The following is a 16379-nucleotide window of genomic DNA, read 5'->3' as shown; positions in this document are numbered from 1 at the left end:
AGTCAGTCACTGAATCCTAACTCAAGTGCGCGCATATGACTTCTGCTCATAACAGCGGGTTATGAGGCCACGTTCGTTTCAGGTTCGCGAGTGAGGGTGACGCCTGATTGCACCAGCACAAATTCGTTATCGTCGAGTTTGTTGACCCGGTCGCCAATGGCCAGCTTATAGGTGGTGACAGGCTCCGAGCCGGCGAGGCCGTCGTGCGACGGGGTGGATTCCTGGAACTCATGCACGGAATAAACGCGGCCTTCCGCGTCTCTTGCATGGAACTGACCGACGAGTACTGCTGCCATCTGCTTAGAACCTCTGGAGATAAATCACTCAATTTGCGGTTCTGTAGACCGTGGTTGGGCGAGGTAAGTTTTCCTACAGGAAAAAAATAGTCAGGGGCGGCGTTTTTCCGTCGCCCACTGGTTGAATCGTCATTTGATCATCTATAACTAGAAGCTCTTCCCATCGGACAGTCGAGAATCTTCCATGAGCAACGTCTACGAGATCGCCGTTCTGGTCGGCAGCCTGAGAAAAGCGTCGATCAACCGTAAGGTCGCACTGGCGCTGGCCGAGCTGGCGCCTGCCAATCTGAAGCTGAATATCGTCGAAATCGGCGATTTGCCGCTCTACAACGAAGACATCGATGGCGAGTCACCGCCGGCAGCCTACAGCACTTTCCGACAACAGGTGAGCTCATCCGACGCGGTGCTGTTCGTAACCCCGGAATATAACCGTTCGGTGCCGGCGCCGTTGAAGAATGCGATCGACGTGGGTTCGCGCCCCTACGGCAAGAGCGCCTGGAACGGTAAGCCGGGTGCGGTGATCAGCGTTTCACCAGGCGCCGTCGGCGGATTTGGGGCCAACCACAATATTCGCCAGTCCATGGTGTTTCTCAATGTGCCGTGTATGCAACAGCCTGAAGCCTATCTGGGCGGCGCCGGTTCAGCATTCGACGAGGCGGGCAAGTTGTCTGAGTCGGTGAGGCCGTTCTTGCAGAAATTCATCGATGCGTATGCGCTGTGGGTTGAGCAGCATAAAAAGCAGTGACCCGTTTACGTGGCGCTGATTAATTCTTGTGGCCAGCCACAATCCTTGTGGGAGCGGGCTTGCTCGCGAAGACGGCAGCACAGTCAACATTGATATCGACTGACCCACCGCTTTCGCGAGCAAGCCCGCTCCCACATTGGATCTCCTTATGGCGAAGGTCCTTGTAGGAGCGAGGCTTGCCCGCGAAGACGCCCATCCATTCACCACAAAAACTCAACCATTACCCGGCACATTCGGCCAAAGATCAGACACCAGAAACAGCCGCTCGGCTTCTTCCCAATCGCCTTCGCCGTTCTCTGTCAGCCGCACCATCAATTGCGCCGGTGCCAGCGGGTCCAGATCGCTCAGCCATGCACTCAGTTGTTCAGCGTTCCAGGTCTGCTCTTCGGGATAGTGCGCCGGCGCCAGCCAGGCATGGCGGGGCAGGGGTTGCCAGCGACCGAATGGGCGCTGCAGGACAAAGTCCGCCCAATCCTTCTGATGCAGCCAGCTACCACGCAAATGCTGAGGGTGCGCGCCGCTGGGTGATTCGGCCTGCCCCGGCCACGGATAGAGCAGATAGCCGCCCAGCCACAGATGCGCGCTGAACTGCTGGATATCCAGCGACGCCAGCACTGCACGGCTCTCCGCCCGCGCGGAAATCGGTAATTGATGCTGGCTCAGGTGCTTCAGTTTACGGTCGAGCCGATCATGACAACCCGGTCCGAGCCACTGCGCGGTGTCGTGGCCGTCACCGTTCTGTGGCCCAAGGTAGAGCTTGATCGCCAGTTCCAGGTGATGCACGCCATCGCGATCACGCAGCAGCATGTCCAGTTCACCCAAGGTGTGGCCTTCACGGCGGATCGGCATGTTGGCGGCAATCAGTTCGATACCCGGCGCGTGTCGCACGGCGTATTGCCACAGCCGCTCGTAGTACAGACCCAGGCGCCGGGTTCTGGCCTGGGCCAGCCAGTGCAGCAAGTCGTAGCTGTCGCGATCCAGTTGCCTGAGCCAGTGTTCCAGGCGCTCCGGTGCCTGCACCCAGTCGCTGCCCGCCAGCGGATGACGCTGTGGCCACGGGGTGACGCTGAGCATCGGCGGTGCGAGGATGACCCAAGCCAGGTCGCGCACTTCAGGGTGGCGCAACTGGTGAGGTAACTGGAGCAAATCTGGAAATAGGATCATCTTGCGAGCATAGCCCGAAACGCGAGCGCACCGTCGTGGCTGAAAGGGTTTTGTCTACGCCGCGCTTTCGCCCATAATCGTGTTTTTCGCCGTCGCAGGCCCTCTGCGTCCCAATAGGAGCCCCATGGAGCAATTTCGTAATATCGGCATCATCGGTCGCCTGGGCAGTTCTCAGGTGCTGGATACCGTCCGCCGACTGAAACGGTTTCTGCTCGATCGTCACCTGCACGTGATCCTCGAAGACACCATCGCCGAAGTCCTGCCGGGTCATGGCCTGCAAACTTCGTCGCGCAAGATGCTCGGTGAAGTGTGTGACATGGTGATTGTGGTCGGTGGTGACGGCAGCCTGCTGGGCGCCGCCCGTGCCTTGGCCAAGCACAATATTCCGGTGCTCGGCATCAACCGGGGCAGCCTGGGATTCCTGACCGATATTCGTCCCGATGAACTGGAAGTCAAGGTCGCCGAAGTGCTCGACGGCCACTACCTGGTGGAAAACCGCTTCCTGCTGCAAGCTGAAGTCCGTCGCCATGCCGAGGCCATCGGCCAGGGCGATGCGCTGAACGACGTGGTGCTGCACCCCGGCAAATCGACGCGGATGATCGAGTTCGAGTTGTACATCGACGGCCAGTTCGTCTGCAGCCAGAAGGCCGACGGCCTGATCGTCGCCACGCCGACCGGTTCGACCGCTTATGCACTGTCTGCGGGCGGCCCGATCATGCATCCCAAGCTCGACGCTATTGTGATTGTGCCGATGTACCCCCATACCTTGTCAGGCAGGCCGATCGTGGTCGATGGCAATAGTGAGCTGAAAATCGTCGTGTCCAAAGATATGCAGATTTACCCGCAAGTCTCCTGTGACGGGCAGAATCACTTCACCTGCGCGCCCGGTGACACCATCACCATCAGCAAGAAAGCGCAGAAGCTGCGGCTGATTCATCCGCTGGACCACAACTACTATGAAGTCTGCCGGACCAAACTTGGCTGGGGCAGCAAGTTGGGTGGTGGAGGCGACTGATGCTCGATCCCGCGCGTAGCTACGACCTGATCGGTGACGTGCACGGTTGCGCTCTGACCCTTGAGCACTTGCTCGACCGGCTCGGTTACCACAAACAGGCTGGCGTCTGGCGGCATCCGTCGCGCATGGCGGTGTTCCTCGGCGACATCATCGACCGCGGCCCGCGGATTCGCGAGGCGCTGCACATCGTCCACGACATGGTCGAGGCCGGCCAGGCGCTGTGCATCATGGGCAACCATGAATTCAACGCCCTCGGCTGGAGCACGCCGGCGCCGCCGGGCAGTGGCCAGCAGTTCGTGCGTGAACATACGCCACGCCACGCGCGCCTGCTTCAGGAAACCCTGACCCAGTTCGAAGATCATCCCGCGGAATGGCATGACTTCCTGCAATGGTTCTATAAGCTGCCATTGTTCGTCGATGCCGGGCGTTTCCGCGTGGTGCATGCCTGTTGGGACGCCGGCCTGATCGAGCCGTTGCGCGGATTGTTCCCCGACGGTTGCATCGATGAGCACTTCCTCCAGGCCTCCGCGGTGCCAGGCAGTTTTGCCTGCACCGTGTTCGATCGCCTGTTGCGCGGCACCGACATGCGCTTGCCCCACGGGTTGACCATGACCAGCGGCGACGGCCTGACGCGCTCGTTTTTCCGCACCAAGTTCTGGGAAGACGACCCGCAAACCTACGGAGACATCGTGTTCCAGCCCGACGCCCTGCCTGAGCCGGTGGCCCGCACGCCGCTGTCGTCCAGCGAAAAAGACAACTTGCTGCGCTACGGCGTCGATGAGCCGCTGTTGTTCGTCGGTCACTACTGGCGCAGCGGCAAACCGGCGCCGATCCGCCCGAACCTGGCGTGTCTGGATTACAGTGCGGTGCTCTACGGCAAACTGGTCGCTTATCGTCTGGATCAGGAAACCCGTCTCGACCCGCATAAATTTGTCTGGGTCGATGTCGAGCGCCCGGAGGTGTTGCGATGACGGCGGTGGCGGTATTGCGTCTGCCTCTGGCGGTGGATTTGAGCGGGTTCGTCAAACTGCTGCAGCGCATGCAAGTGCCCCATCGGGTCAGCGAAGAGGCGGGCGAGCAAGTGCTGTGGGTGCCGGCCAACATCAGCGAAGATGTGCGCTCATTGTACGAACGCTTTCCGGCGGGCGACCCCGATCAGCAACTGGATATCCCGATCACGCAGACGCGGCAGCGTCCAGGCTTCGTCGAGCAATTGCGCCACAGCAAGGCTACGGCGTTGGTGCTGCTGTTGACCCTGATCGTCGCGATGGTGACGCTGCTTGGCGAGAATCTCGAAACGATACGCTGGCTGACGTTCCTCGATTTCCGCGTGGTCGGCGAGTACATCCATTTCACGCCATTGGTCGACAGCTTGGCGGCGGGGCAGTGGTGGCGTCTGGTGACGCCGATGCTGATCCACTTCGGCATCCTGCACCTGGCCATGAACGGCATGTGGTACTGGGAACTGGGGCGGCGTATCGAGTCGCGTCAGGGCAGCATCAACCTGATCGGCCTGACGCTGCTGTTCAGCCTGGTGTCCAACTATACCCAATACCTTTTCAGCGGCCCGAGCCTGTTTGGCGGGTTGTCCGGGGTGCTGTACGGCCTGCTCGGGCATTGCTGGATCTTTCAGATCCTGTCGCCGAACCCGGCGTATCGCCTGCCTCGAGGGGTGTTGGTGATGATGCTGGTGTGGTTGCTGGTGTGTCTGTCGGGGCTGGTCTCGATGATCGGCTTCGGCCAGATTGCCAACGCGGCCCACGTCAGCGGGTTACTCATCGGATGCTTCACCGGTTTGTTGGGCGGTTTGTACAACCGCCGTAAACTGACCTCCAAATAAGCTATGTGATTAAAGAGCGCGGAGCCCTTGATGTCCTCTTTTAACGAAATGATCAAAAACATCACCCCGGATATCTACCAGAGCCTGAAACTGGCGGTGGAAATCGGCAAATGGTCCGACGGTGGCAAACTCACCGCCGAGCAGCGTGAACTGTCTCTGCAAGCGATGATCGCCTGGGAAATCCAGAACCTGCCCGAGGAAGAGCGCACCGGCTACATGGGCCCGCAGGAATGCGAGTCGAAGTCGATCGAAGTGCCAAACATTCTGTTCAAATCGGATGCCATCCATTGATCGAGATTGGCCGTGGTGCAATCAGCAAAATGTCGGCGCGCCTTGACGGGCCGAACGTTCAGTACGCTTTTCGTCTGGGCGACGCCGAGGTACCGGTCAATCCGTTGATCGGCAGCACGGTGCGCCTGGAATACCTGGGGGCGATCCACTGCACCCATTGCGGACGCAAGACCAAAACCAGTTTCAGCCAGGGTTACTGCTACCCGTGCATGACCAAACTGGCCCAGTGCGACATTTGCATCATGAGCCCGGAACGTTGCCACTACGATGCCGGCACCTGCCGTGAGCCTGCGTGGGGCGAAAAGTTCTGCATGACCGATCACGTGGTGTATCTGGCCAATTCGTCAGGGGTGAAGGTCGGTATAACCCGCGCCACGCAGCTGCCCACTCGTTGGCTCGATCAGGGCGCCAGCCAGGCCTTGCCGATCATGCGCGTCGCGACCCGCCAGCAGTCGGGCTTCGTCGAAGACCTGTTCCGCAGCCAGGTAGCTGACAAGACCAACTGGCGTGCTTTACTCAAGGGCGATGCGGTGTCGGTGGATCTGTCGCAGGTTCGCGATCAGCTGTTCGAGAGCTGCGCCGAAGGCCTGCAAACATTGCAGGAACGATTTGGCCTGCAAGCAATCCAGACCATTACCGATGTCGAGCCGCTCGAGATCCGCTATCCGGTCGAGCAATACCCGGCCAAAATTGTCAGCTTCAACCTGGACAAGAACCCGATTGCCGAAGGCACGCTGCTGGGGATCAAGGGCCAGTACCTGATTTTCGACACCGGCGTGATCAATATTCGTAAATACACGGCCTACCAGCTCGCCGTGCATCAGTAAGGATTCCAGTATGCGCACCGAACAACCGAAGATGATCTACCTGAAGGACTATCAGGCGCCTGAGTACCTGATCGACGAGACGCACCTGACCTTCGAGTTGTTCGAGGACCACAGCCTGGTCCATGCGCAACTGGTGATGCGCCGCAATCCTGAACGTGGCCCGGGCCTGCCGCCGCTGGTGCTGGACGGTCAGCAACTCGAGCTGCTGTCGGTGACATTGGCCGATCGCGAACTGAGCGCCGCCGACTACCAACTGACCGAGAACCATTTGACCCTGCAACCGACCGAAACAAGCTTTACGGTCGACACCAGCGTCAAAATCCACCCGGAAACCAACACCGCCCTGGAAGGCCTGTACAAATCCGGCACCATGTTCTGCACCCAGTGCGAGGCCGAAGGTTTCCGCAAGATCACCTATTACCTCGACCGCCCGGACGTGATGAGCACGTTCACCACCACGGTGGTCGCCGAGCAGCACAGCTATCCGGTGCTGCTGTCCAACGGCAACCCGATTGCCTCAGGTCCGGGCGAAGACGGCCGGCACTGGGCGACCTGGGAAGACCCGTTCAAGAAACCGGCCTACCTGTTTGCGCTGGTGGCCGGTGACCTGTGGTGCGTCGAAGACACCTTCACCACCATGACCGAGCGCTCCGTGGCGCTGCGCATCTATGTCGAGCCGGAAAACATCGACAAGTGCCAGCACGCCATGAACAGCCTGAAGAAGTCGATGCGCTGGGACGAAGAGGTTTACGGTCGCGAGTACGACCTGGACATCTTCATGATCGTCGCGGTCAACGACTTCAACATGGGCGCCATGGAGAACAAGGGCCTCAACATCTTCAACTCCAGCGCCGTACTGGCCCGCGCCGAAACCGCTACCGACGCCGCGCACCAACGGGTGGAAGCGATCGTTGCCCACGAATACTTCCACAACTGGTCGGGCAACCGCGTGACCTGCCGCGACTGGTTCCAGTTGTCGCTGAAGGAAGGCTTCACCGTGTTCCGCGATTCCGGCTTCTCCGCCGACATGAACTCGGCCACGGTCAAGCGCATCCAGGACGTGGCTTACCTGCGTACCCACCAGTTCGCCGAAGACGCCGGCCCGATGGCTCATGCCGTGCGCCCGGACAGCTTCATCGAGATTTCCAACTTCTACACCCTGACCGTGTACGAAAAGGGCTCGGAAGTGGTCGGCATGATCCACACCTTGCTTGGCGCTGACGGTTTCCGCAAAGGCAGCGACCTGTACTTCGAACGCCATGACGGCCAGGCCGTGACCTGCGACGACTTCATCAAGGCCATGGAAGACGCCAACGGCGTCGACCTGACCCAATTCAAACGCTGGTACAGCCAGGCCGGCACACCACGTTTGGCGGTGAGCGAGTCCTACGACGCCGCAGCGAAAACCTACAGCCTGACCTTCCGTCAGAGCTGCCCGGAAACCCCGGACAAGGTGGAAAAACTGCCGTTCGTGATTCCAGTGGAACTGGGCCTGCTGGACAGCAAGGGTGGCGAAATTGCCCTGCGTCTTGTCGGTGAAGCCAGTGCTCAAGGCACTTCGCGGGTTATTTCGGTGACTGAAGCCGAGCAGACCTTCACCTTCATCGACATTGCTGAAAAGCCGCTGCCTTCGTTGCTGCGTGGCTTCTCGGCGCCTGTGAAACTGAGCTTCCCGTACGACCGCGATCAGCTGATGTTCCTGATGCAGCACGACAGTGATGGTTTCAACCGCTGGGATGCCGGTCAGCAATTGTCGGTGCAGGTGCTGCAAGAGTTGATCGAACAGCAACAGAAGGGTGAAACGCTGGTGCTGGATCAGCGTTTGGTTTCTGCGCTGCGTACTGTGCTGTCTGACGATACGCTTGATCAGGCGATGGTCGCCGAGATGCTTTCGCTGCCGGGCGAGGCGTATCTGACCGAGATCAGTGAAGTGGCTGACGTAGACGCCATTCACACGGCCCGCGAGTTTGCCCGTAAGCAATTGGCTGAAGGCTTGTTCGAGGCATTGTGGCTGCGTTATCAGGCCAATCGCGATCTTTCGAAGAAAACGCCGTATGTGGCCGAGGCCGAGCATTTCGCCCGCCGCGCGCTGCAAAACATTGCGCTGTCGTACCTGATGCTCAGCGGCAAGCCGGAAGTGTTGGCGGCGACCCTTGAACAGTTCGACACCAGCGACAACATGACGGAGCGTCTGACGGCGTTGGCGGTGGTGGTGAATTCGCCGTTCGAAGAACAGAAAGCCACGGCGTTGGCGACCTTCGCCGAACACTTCAAGGACAATCCGCTGGTCATGGATCAGTGGTTCAGCGTTCAGGCCGGCAGCACATTGCCAGGCGGTCTGGAGCGGGTCAAAGCCTTGATGCAACACCCGGCGTTCACGATCAAGAATCCGAACAAGGTGCGGGCACTGATCGGCGCGTTTGCCGGGCAGAACCTGATCAACTTCCACGCGGCCGACGGTTCCGGGTATCGGTTCCTGGCGGATCTGGTGATCGAGTTGAACGGGTTTAACCCGCAGATCGCCTCTCGCCAACTGGCGCCGCTGACTCGCTGGCGCAAATACGACAGCGCTCGTCAGGCGTTGATGAAAGGTGAGCTGGAGCGGATTCGCGCTTCGGGGCAGCTGTCCAGCGATGTGTTTGAAGTGGTCAGCAAAAGCCTGGCCTGAGTTTGGCCTTGCTCCCGCAGGGTTCACTCGGACCCCTGTGGGAGCGGGCTTGCTCGCGAAGGCGGCCTGATAGCCGACCGGGATTTTTGATGGTGTACATATCCGTTTCTGCGGTCACGGCGGCTGGCGGTTTCGCTCTTACAGCGAGTCCCTTTTCCAAACGCCGAAAAGGAACCAAAAGGCTTTGCCCCTCCATTCGGTGCCTCGCTTAGGCTCGGCATGCCATAACGAAGGCATTGCTCCGGGGGCCCGCCGCCATCGGCCATCCATGGCCGGGGGCGGCTACCGCGGCATCCTTGCCGCGGTGCCCCCTGCGCAATACCTGCGTTCGGCCTCTGGGAAAGGGGCAGGCAGATCAAGATCAAAAGCCACAGCAACAGCAACGGCAACGGCAAGATCAACAGCTTCGCGAGCAAGCCCGCTCCCACAGTTGGACTGGGTACATCCGGGGAAAATTGGTCGGCTGACAGGCGCCATCGCAGCGATGCGGCGACCCGACAAGCCAGCTCCCACAAAAAATCAGAGCACATCCAAAATCAGAGCATATCCGCTCTGCTTTTCACCACTCAACAGGCCGAGCGTTAGCTCGCCTGCAGCTTTTGATGTTGACGCACCGCCCCCTCGAGAGGCCGAGAGGAGGTTCTGCGCAGTGGGCAACCCGGCATGGATGCCGGGTTAGCCGCCCCCGGCCATGGATGGCCGATGGCGGCGGGCCCACGGAGCAGGACCGGAGCGAGGGCATGCCGAGCCTGGGCGAGGCACCGAACGAAAGGGGCAAAAGCGCTTTGGTTACTTTGGCGCTTTTCCAAAGTGACCCGCTGTAAGAGCGGAACCAATAGCCGCCGTAACCGCAGAAACGGATATGTACACAAAAAAACCAATCACCCCACCTGATACCCAATCATTCACCCCCACCCCATACCCCTCAGGTTAACAAAACATAACGTGCTGTCGATTGTCAGACCTTTCCAAACCCCGATAGGATAAGCCAGCTTCCGAAGGGGCTCTGGATTGCGGGTTTCAGGACTATGCTCCTGAATAGGTCAATCCCGATGAGCATCCCTTACGGCGCCCTGAAGGGTTGAACGACCTAACAATAATAATGTGAGGGAAGGTCTATGAGTGAGCCTGTCATGGGTGTGAGTATTGGCCGCCCGCCGGCGTTACGCAGGTTCGCGTTGCTGGCTACAGCGCTCTCGCTGTTGGGCTGTACCGTGCTGTCGGCGCCTGTGCTGGCCGCTGCCGCGTCGGCCACCGATGTGGTTTATTCCGTTGAATCCGCCAAGGCCAGCAAAGGCCTGATGCTCGATGTCGTACACGCCGGCAAACGCCTGGTGGCGGTCGGCGATCGCGGGCACATTCTGTATTCCGATGACCAGGGCGCGACCTGGACCCAGGCCAAGGTGCCGACCCGGCAACTGCTGACGGCAGTGTTTTTTGTCGATGACAAACACGGCTGGGCCGTTGGCCATGACGCGCAGATCCTCGCCAGCGAAGACGGCGGCATTACCTGGACCAAACAATTCGAAGACCTGAAACGCGAATCGCCGCTGCTCGACGTCTGGTTCAAGGACGTTAACAGCGGCTTTGCCGTGGGTGCTTACGGTGCGTTGCTGGAAACCACCGACGGCGGAAAAAACTGGGAAGACGTCAGCGATCGCCTCGACAACGAAGACCAGTACCACCTCAACGCCATCGCAGCGGTCAAGGAATCCGGCATTTTCATCGTCGGCGAGCAGGGCAGCATGTTCCGCTCCGCCGATGATGGGCAGACCTGGGAAAGGCTTGAGGGCCCCTACGAAGGCTCGCTGTTCGGCGTGATTGGCACTGCTCAACCGGCCACGCTGCTGGCCTACGGGTTGCGCGGCAATCTCTACCGTTCCACGGATTTCGGCAGTACTTGGGAGCAGGTCGAGCTCAAGGCTGCACGCGGCGCACTGGAGTTCGGTCTGTCCGGCGCGACATTGCTCGATGACGGTTCCATCGTGATCGTCGGCAACGGCGGCAGCATTATTCGCAGCACAGACGACGGCGAAACCTTCAGCGTGTTCAACCGTCCGGATCGCATCTCCGTCTCGGCGGTGACTGCGGCAGGCAACGGCAATCTGATTCTGGCTGGACAGGGTGGCGTTCGCGTCACTTCGCCCACCGGTGCAGAGAATGGAAAAAACGGGTCGTCCAAATGAGCCGGGCAAATAATAAGAAGGCGGGTCTATGACATCCTTAAGCACTCCTCATCAGGACAAGGCGACGTTTCTTGAACGCCTGATTTTCAATAACCGCCCGGCAGTCATCGTCATCTGCCTGCTGGTCAGTGTTTTCCTGTTCTGGCAGGCAACGCTGATCCGGCCGTCCACCAGTTTCGAAAAAATGATCCCGCTCGAGCATCCGTTCATTGAAAAAATGATGGAGCACCGCAACGATCTGGCGAACCTGGGCAACACGGTGCGGATTTCCGTGGAAGCCACCGACGGCGACATCTTCTCCAAGGAATACATGGAGACCCTGCGTCAGATCAACGACGAGGTGTTCTACATTTCCGGCGTCGACCGTTCCGGTCTCAAGTCGCTGTGGAGCCCGAGCGTGCGCTGGACCGAGGTGACGGAGGAGGGCTTCGCCGGCGGTGAAGTGATCCCCCAGAGCTATAACGGCTCCCAGCAAAGCCTCGACCTGCTGCGCAACAACGTGCTCAAGTCCGGGCAAGTCGGGCGGCTGGTGGCCAACGATTTCAAGTCGAGCATCGTCGACATCCCGCTGCTGGAGTCCTACCCGGACCCGCAGGACCAGGGCAAGTTGCTGGCGCTGGACTACCGCAAGTTCTCTCACGAACTCGAAGACAAGATCCGCAACAAGTTCGAAGCCCAGAACCCCAACGTGAAGATCCACATTGTCGGGTTCGCCAAGAAAGTCGGCGACCTGATCGATGGGCTGGTCATGGTGGTGATGTTCTTCGGTGTCGCCTTCGTCATTACCCTGATCCTGCTGTACTGGTTCACTAACTGCATGCGCAGTACCGTGGCGGTATTGAGCACGACACTGGTGGCGGTGGTCTGGCAGCTCGGCCTGATGCACTTCTTCGGCTTCGGGCTTGATCCGTATTCGATGCTGGTGCCGTTTCTGATCTTCGCCATCGGGATTTCCCACGGCGTGCAGAAAATCAACGGTATCGCCTTGCAGTCCAGCGAGGCGGAGAACGCGCTGACCGCGGCACGCCGCACATTCCGTCAGCTGTTTCTGCCGGGGATGATCGCGATCCTCGCGGATGCGGTGGGCTTCATCACGCTGTTGATCATCGACATTGGCGTGATCCGTGAACTGGCCATTGGCGCCTCCATCGGCGTGGCGGTGATCGTGTTCACCAACCTGATCCTGCTGCCGGTGGCGATTTCCTACGTCGGTATCAGCAAACGCGCGGTCGAACGCAGCAAGAAAGATGCGCACCGCGAACATCCGTTCTGGCGCCTGCTGTCGAACTTTGCCAGCCCCAAAGTCGCCCCGATTTCCATTGCCCTGGCGCTGATCGCTTTCGGTGGCGGTCTCTGGTACAGCCAGAACCTGAAAATCGGCGACCTCGACCAAGGCGCGCCAGAGCTGCGTCCGGACTCGCGATACAACAAGGACAACAGCTTCATCATCAATAACTACTCCACCAGTTCCGATGTATTGGTGGTGATGGTCAAGACCAAGTCCGAAGGTTGCTCGCGCTATGAAGCCATGGCGCCGATCGACGAGCTGATGTGGAAAATGCAGAACACCGAGGGCGTGCAGTCGGCGATCTCGCTGGTGACCGTGTCCAAGCAGATGATCAAGGGCATGAACGAGGGCAACCTGAAATGGGAAACCCTGTCGCGCAACCCGGACGTGCTGAACAACTCCATCGCCCGTGCCGATGGCCTGTACAACAACAATTGCTCTCTGGCACCGGTGTTGGTGTTCCTCAATGACCACAAGGCCGAAACCCTGGATCGCGCCGTGCATGCGGTGCAGGACTTCGCCAAAGAGAACAACAAGGAAGGCCTGGAATTCATCCTTGCCGCCGGTAATGCCGGGATCGAAGCGGCCACCAACGAGGTGATCAAACGCTCCGAACTGACCATTCTGATTCTGGTGTACATCTGTGTCGCGACCATGTGCATGATCACCTTCCGTTCCTGGGCGGCGACCTTGTGCATCGTGCTGCCGCTGGTGCTGACCTCGGTCCTCGGCAACGCATTGATGGCATTCATGGGCATCGGCGTGAAAGTGGCGACCTTGCCGGTGGTAGCGCTCGGAGTGGGGATTGGCGTGGATTACGGGATCTACATCTACAGCCGTCTGGAAAGCTTCCTGCGTGCCGGTCTGCCGCTGCAAGAGGCGTACTACCAGACGCTGAAGTCCACCGGTAAAGCCGTGTTGTTCACCGGTCTGTGCCTGGCGATCGGCGTGTGCACCTGGATCTTCTCGGCGATCAAGTTCCAGGCTGACATGGGCCTGATGCTGACCTTCATGCTGCTCTGGAACATGTTCGGCGCCTTGTGGCTGCTGCCAGCGCTGGCACGGTTCCTGATCAAGCCGGAGAAACTGGCAGGGCAGAAGGGCAACTCGCTGTTTGCTCACTGACCGGTTGCTGAAACTAAAAAGCCGCAACCAAGGTTGCGGCTTTTTTATGTGCATGAAGATCAAAAGATCGCAGCCTTCGGCAGCTCCTACAGGACCGCGTGCACTGTTGGATATACTCGGTCAATGTAGGAGCTGCCGAAGGCTGCGATCTTTTGACTTTTGCTTTACGACAAATCAGTTCCCAACACCACATTCAGCGCACTACGCGCATCATCCAGCTGCACCAGCGTCGCGTGCCGCGCGCCCAGCGCATCACGATTCTCGATAGCGGTCAGGATCGCCTTGTGCCGTGGCATCGCCAATTCATGCAGATTCGGCCGTTGATTTGAATGCTTCAAGGCTTCGGCAATCGCCACCGACAGCATGTTGCACAGGTTCGCCAGCAAGTCGTTATGAGTCGCGTCGGCGATGCGGCTGTGGAAATCAAGGTCCGGTTGCAACAAGGCTTCAGGCGTCGGTGCCGCTTCCATGCGCTGGTAGGCTTCACCGATGGAGGCGATGTCTTCATCTGTGGCGAACTGCGCGGCCAACGCGGCGGCGGCCGGCTCGATGATGCTGCGCACGCTGGTCAGCAGATCAAAGAATTCATTTTGCGGGCTGCTTTGCATCAGCCAGTGCAGCACGTCCGGGTCGAGCATGTGCCATTCCTTGCGCTGCTTGACCACCGTGCCGACCCGCGGACGGGAATACACCAGGCCCTTGGCGACCAATACGCGAGTGGCTTCGCGCAGCACCGGCCGGCTGACCGCGTATTCCTCGCACAGCAGGGCTTCGGCGGGCAGTTTGTCGTCCGGTTTGAAACGTCCCGAGACGATCTGCATGCCCAGTTCCTGGACGATGCGCGAGTGCATGCTTTTGCGGTCGGAGGGTTTGCGGTAATCCATGGGGAACGGCGCGATCCTGTGCAATGGGGTGCCGCGCATGATAGCAGGCGCGGCGAGGACGGTCGCCAGAGCAAGCACAGTCCTGAACCATATGGGGATTAAATGTGGGAGCGGGCTTGCTCGCGAAGGCGGACTATCAGTCAACATCAATGTTGAATGTGATGGCCTCTTCGCGAGCAAGCCCGCTCCCACATTAGGTTGATGATGTCAGTGAGAGTGACGCGGTACCTCGGATCCTCGGCACCCGACCAGGAAATCGAAGTCGCAACCCTGATCCGCTTGCAGCACATGGTCGATGTACAACTGACGATAACCGCCCACGATCAATTGCTGTGGTGGCTGCAAATCCGCCATGCGCGCCGCCAGCTCTGCATCCGGAATGTCCAGGTGCAAACGCCCGTTGGCGCAATCAAGCTCGATCCAGTCGCCTTCCTTCACTGTCGCCAAAGGCCCGCCAGCCGCCGCTTCCGGTGCCACATGCAGAACTACCGTGCCGTACGCGGTGCCGCTCATGCGTGCGTCGGAAATCCGCACCATGTCGGTCACGCCCTGGGCCAGCAGCTTGGCCGGTAATCCCATGTTGCCGACTTCGGCCATGCCCGGATAACCCTTCGGACCACAGTTTTTCATCACCAGAATCGAATTGGCATCCACGTCCAGTTCCGGATCGTTGATCCGCGCCTTGTACATGTCGAAGTTCTCGAACACCACCGCACGGCCACGATGTTGCATCAATTCGGCACTCGCGGCGGAGGGCTTGAGCACCGCACCGAGTGGCGCCAGGTTGCCGCGCAACACGCAGATGCCGCCGTCGGCACGGATCGGGTTGTCGAGGGTGCGGATCACTTCGTCCTGGCCGTAGATCGGCGCGTCCTTGGTGTTTTCGCCGATGGTTTTGCCATTGACGGTGAGGGCATTCGGGTTCGGAATCAGGTTGGCTTCGCCGAGGCGACGCAGCACTGCGGGCAAGCCGCCGGCGTAGTAGAACTCTTCCATCAGGAAGCGCCCGGAGGGTTGCAGGTCGACGATGGTCGGCATGCCGCGACCGATGCGGGTCCAGTCATCCAGGTCCAGCTCGACGCCGATGCGCCCGGCGATGGCTTTCAAGTGGATCACCGCGTTGGTCGAACCGCCGATGGCGGCGTTCACCCGGATGGCGTTCTCGAAGGCTTCCTTGGTGAGGATCTTCGACAGTTTCAAATCTTCGCGCACCATCTCCACCGCGCGCATGCCGGACATGTGCGCCAATACATAACGGCGCGCATCGACCGCTGGAATTGCCGCGTTGTGGGGCAGGGAAGTGCCGAGGGCTTCGGCCATGCAGGCCATGGTCGAGGCCGTGCCCATGGTGTTGCAGGTGCCGGCCGAGCGTGACATGCCGCCCTCGGCCGCGAGGAAATCGTCAATGGTGATGGTGCCCGCCTTGACCTGTTCGCTGAGCTGCCAGACCACCGTGCCCGAGCCGATATCCTTGCCCTTGTGCTTGCCGTTGAGCATCGGCCCACCGGTGACGACGATTGCTGGCACGTCGCAACTGGCCGCGCCCATCAGCAGCGCCGGGGTGGTTTTGTCGCAGCCGGTGAGCAGCACCACGCCATCGATCGGGTTACCGCGAATAGCTTCCTCGACGTCCATGCTCGCCAGGTTGCGGGTGAGCATCGCGGTGGGGCGCAGGTTCGATTCGCCGTTGGAGAACACCGGGAATTCCACTGGGAAGCCGCCGGCTTCGATCACCCCACGCTTGACGTGCTCGGCGATTTGCCGGAAATGCGCGTTGCACGGGGTCAGTTCCGACCAGGTGTTGCAAATGCCGATGATCGGCTTGCCGTGGAACTGATGGTCGGCGATGCCCTGATTCTTCATCCAGCTGCGGTACATGAAGCCGTTCTTGTCGGCGGTGCCAAACCATTGGGCGGAGCGCAGGGTGGGTTTCTTATCAGACATGATCGGTTCTCTTATTGTATGACTATATTGTTCGAGCTACGGCGTAACATAAGCTCAATTTCGGCTGTTTGGAAGTGTTGTTGGTTAAATAGTATTACTATATAGT

13 protein-coding genes are annotated in these 16379 nt (G+C 59.7%); 9 read left to right on the top strand and 4 right to left on the bottom strand.

Annotated elements, in window-relative coordinates:
* Positions 1-59 precede the first annotated feature (59 nt).
* Positions 60-296: a hypothetical protein gene (locus tag TU81_RS08830; RefSeq protein ID WP_048394535.1), complete on the bottom strand. Its 237-nt coding sequence runs from the start codon at positions 294-296 to the stop codon at positions 60-62.
* 184 nt (positions 297-480) lie between these two features.
* On the opposite strand from TU81_RS08830, the gene TU81_RS08825 reads away from it, so the two are divergent.
* Positions 481-1041: an NADPH-dependent FMN reductase gene (locus TU81_RS08825; protein ID WP_038984096.1), complete on the top strand. Its 561-nt coding sequence runs from the start codon at positions 481-483 to the stop codon at positions 1039-1041.
* A 213-nt stretch (positions 1042-1254) separates the two neighbouring features.
* Here the strand turns inward: TU81_RS08825 and TU81_RS08820 are convergent, their stop codons facing one another.
* Positions 1255-2205, bottom strand: a complete 951-nt coding sequence (locus tag TU81_RS08820; RefSeq protein WP_048394532.1) for a DUF1853 family protein — start codon at positions 2203-2205, stop codon at positions 1255-1257.
* Between the two features lie 124 nt (positions 2206-2329).
* Between TU81_RS08820 and TU81_RS08815 the strand changes: the two genes are divergently transcribed.
* From TU81_RS08815 to TU81_RS08780, 8 genes are all read left to right on the top strand, one after another.
* Positions 2330-3220 carry an NAD(+) kinase gene (locus TU81_RS08815; protein WP_030130396.1) on the top strand — a complete coding sequence of 297 codons (891 nt, stop codon included), beginning with the start codon at positions 2330-2332 and terminating at the stop codon, positions 3218-3220.
* A complete protein-coding gene (locus tag TU81_RS08810; protein WP_173667547.1) occupies positions 3217-4191 on the top strand; it encodes a metallophosphoesterase in 975 nt (324 codons plus the stop codon). Before TU81_RS08815 ends, TU81_RS08810 begins: the two co-directional genes overlap by 4 nt.
* Positions 4188-5060, top strand: a complete 873-nt coding sequence (locus tag TU81_RS08805) for a rhomboid family intramembrane serine protease (RefSeq protein WP_048394529.1) — start codon at positions 4188-4190, stop codon at positions 5058-5060. The genes TU81_RS08810 and TU81_RS08805 overlap by 4 nt, the downstream gene beginning before the upstream one ends.
* Positions 5061-5090: 30 nt before the next feature.
* Positions 5091-5351 carry a YeaC family protein gene (locus TU81_RS08800; RefSeq protein ID WP_038984092.1) on the top strand — a complete coding sequence of 87 codons (261 nt, stop codon included), beginning with the start codon at positions 5091-5093 and terminating at the stop codon, positions 5349-5351.
* Positions 5348-6178, top strand: coding sequence for a DUF2797 domain-containing protein (locus tag TU81_RS08795; protein ID WP_038984091.1), 831 nt, complete (start codon positions 5348-5350; stop codon positions 6176-6178). The genes TU81_RS08800 and TU81_RS08795 overlap by 4 nt, the downstream gene beginning before the upstream one ends.
* 10 nt (positions 6179-6188) lie before the next feature.
* Positions 6189-8846: an aminopeptidase N gene (pepN, locus tag TU81_RS08790; RefSeq protein WP_048394527.1), complete on the top strand. Its 2658-nt coding sequence runs from the start codon at positions 6189-6191 to the stop codon at positions 8844-8846.
* Between the two features lie 1118 nt (positions 8847-9964).
* On the top strand, positions 9965-11032 hold the full coding sequence (locus tag TU81_RS08785) for a WD40/YVTN/BNR-like repeat-containing protein (protein WP_048394526.1): 1068 nt from the start codon (positions 9965-9967) through the stop codon (positions 11030-11032).
* Positions 11033-11060: 28 nt separating this feature from the next.
* Positions 11061-13445: an efflux RND transporter permease subunit gene (locus tag TU81_RS08780; protein ID WP_048394525.1), complete on the top strand. Its 2385-nt coding sequence runs from the start codon at positions 11061-11063 to the stop codon at positions 13443-13445.
* A gap of 164 nt (positions 13446-13609) precedes the next feature.
* Here the strand turns inward: TU81_RS08780 and TU81_RS08775 are convergent, their stop codons facing one another.
* Positions 13610-14329, bottom strand: a complete 720-nt coding sequence (locus TU81_RS08775; RefSeq protein ID WP_038984087.1) for a FadR/GntR family transcriptional regulator — start codon at positions 14327-14329, stop codon at positions 13610-13612.
* A 207-nt stretch (positions 14330-14536) separates the two neighbouring features.
* A complete protein-coding gene (locus TU81_RS08770; RefSeq protein WP_048394524.1) occupies positions 14537-16273 on the bottom strand; it encodes an IlvD/Edd family dehydratase in 1737 nt (578 codons plus the stop codon).
* Between the last annotated feature and the right edge of the window lie 106 nt (positions 16274-16379).

The organism is Pseudomonas lini, assembly GCF_001042905.1.
GTDB lineage: Bacteria > Pseudomonadota > Gammaproteobacteria > Pseudomonadales > Pseudomonadaceae > Aquipseudomonas > Aquipseudomonas lini.
The sequence above is the reverse complement of the archived record's forward strand: the minus strand, read 5'-3'. Positions and strand labels throughout refer to the sequence as shown.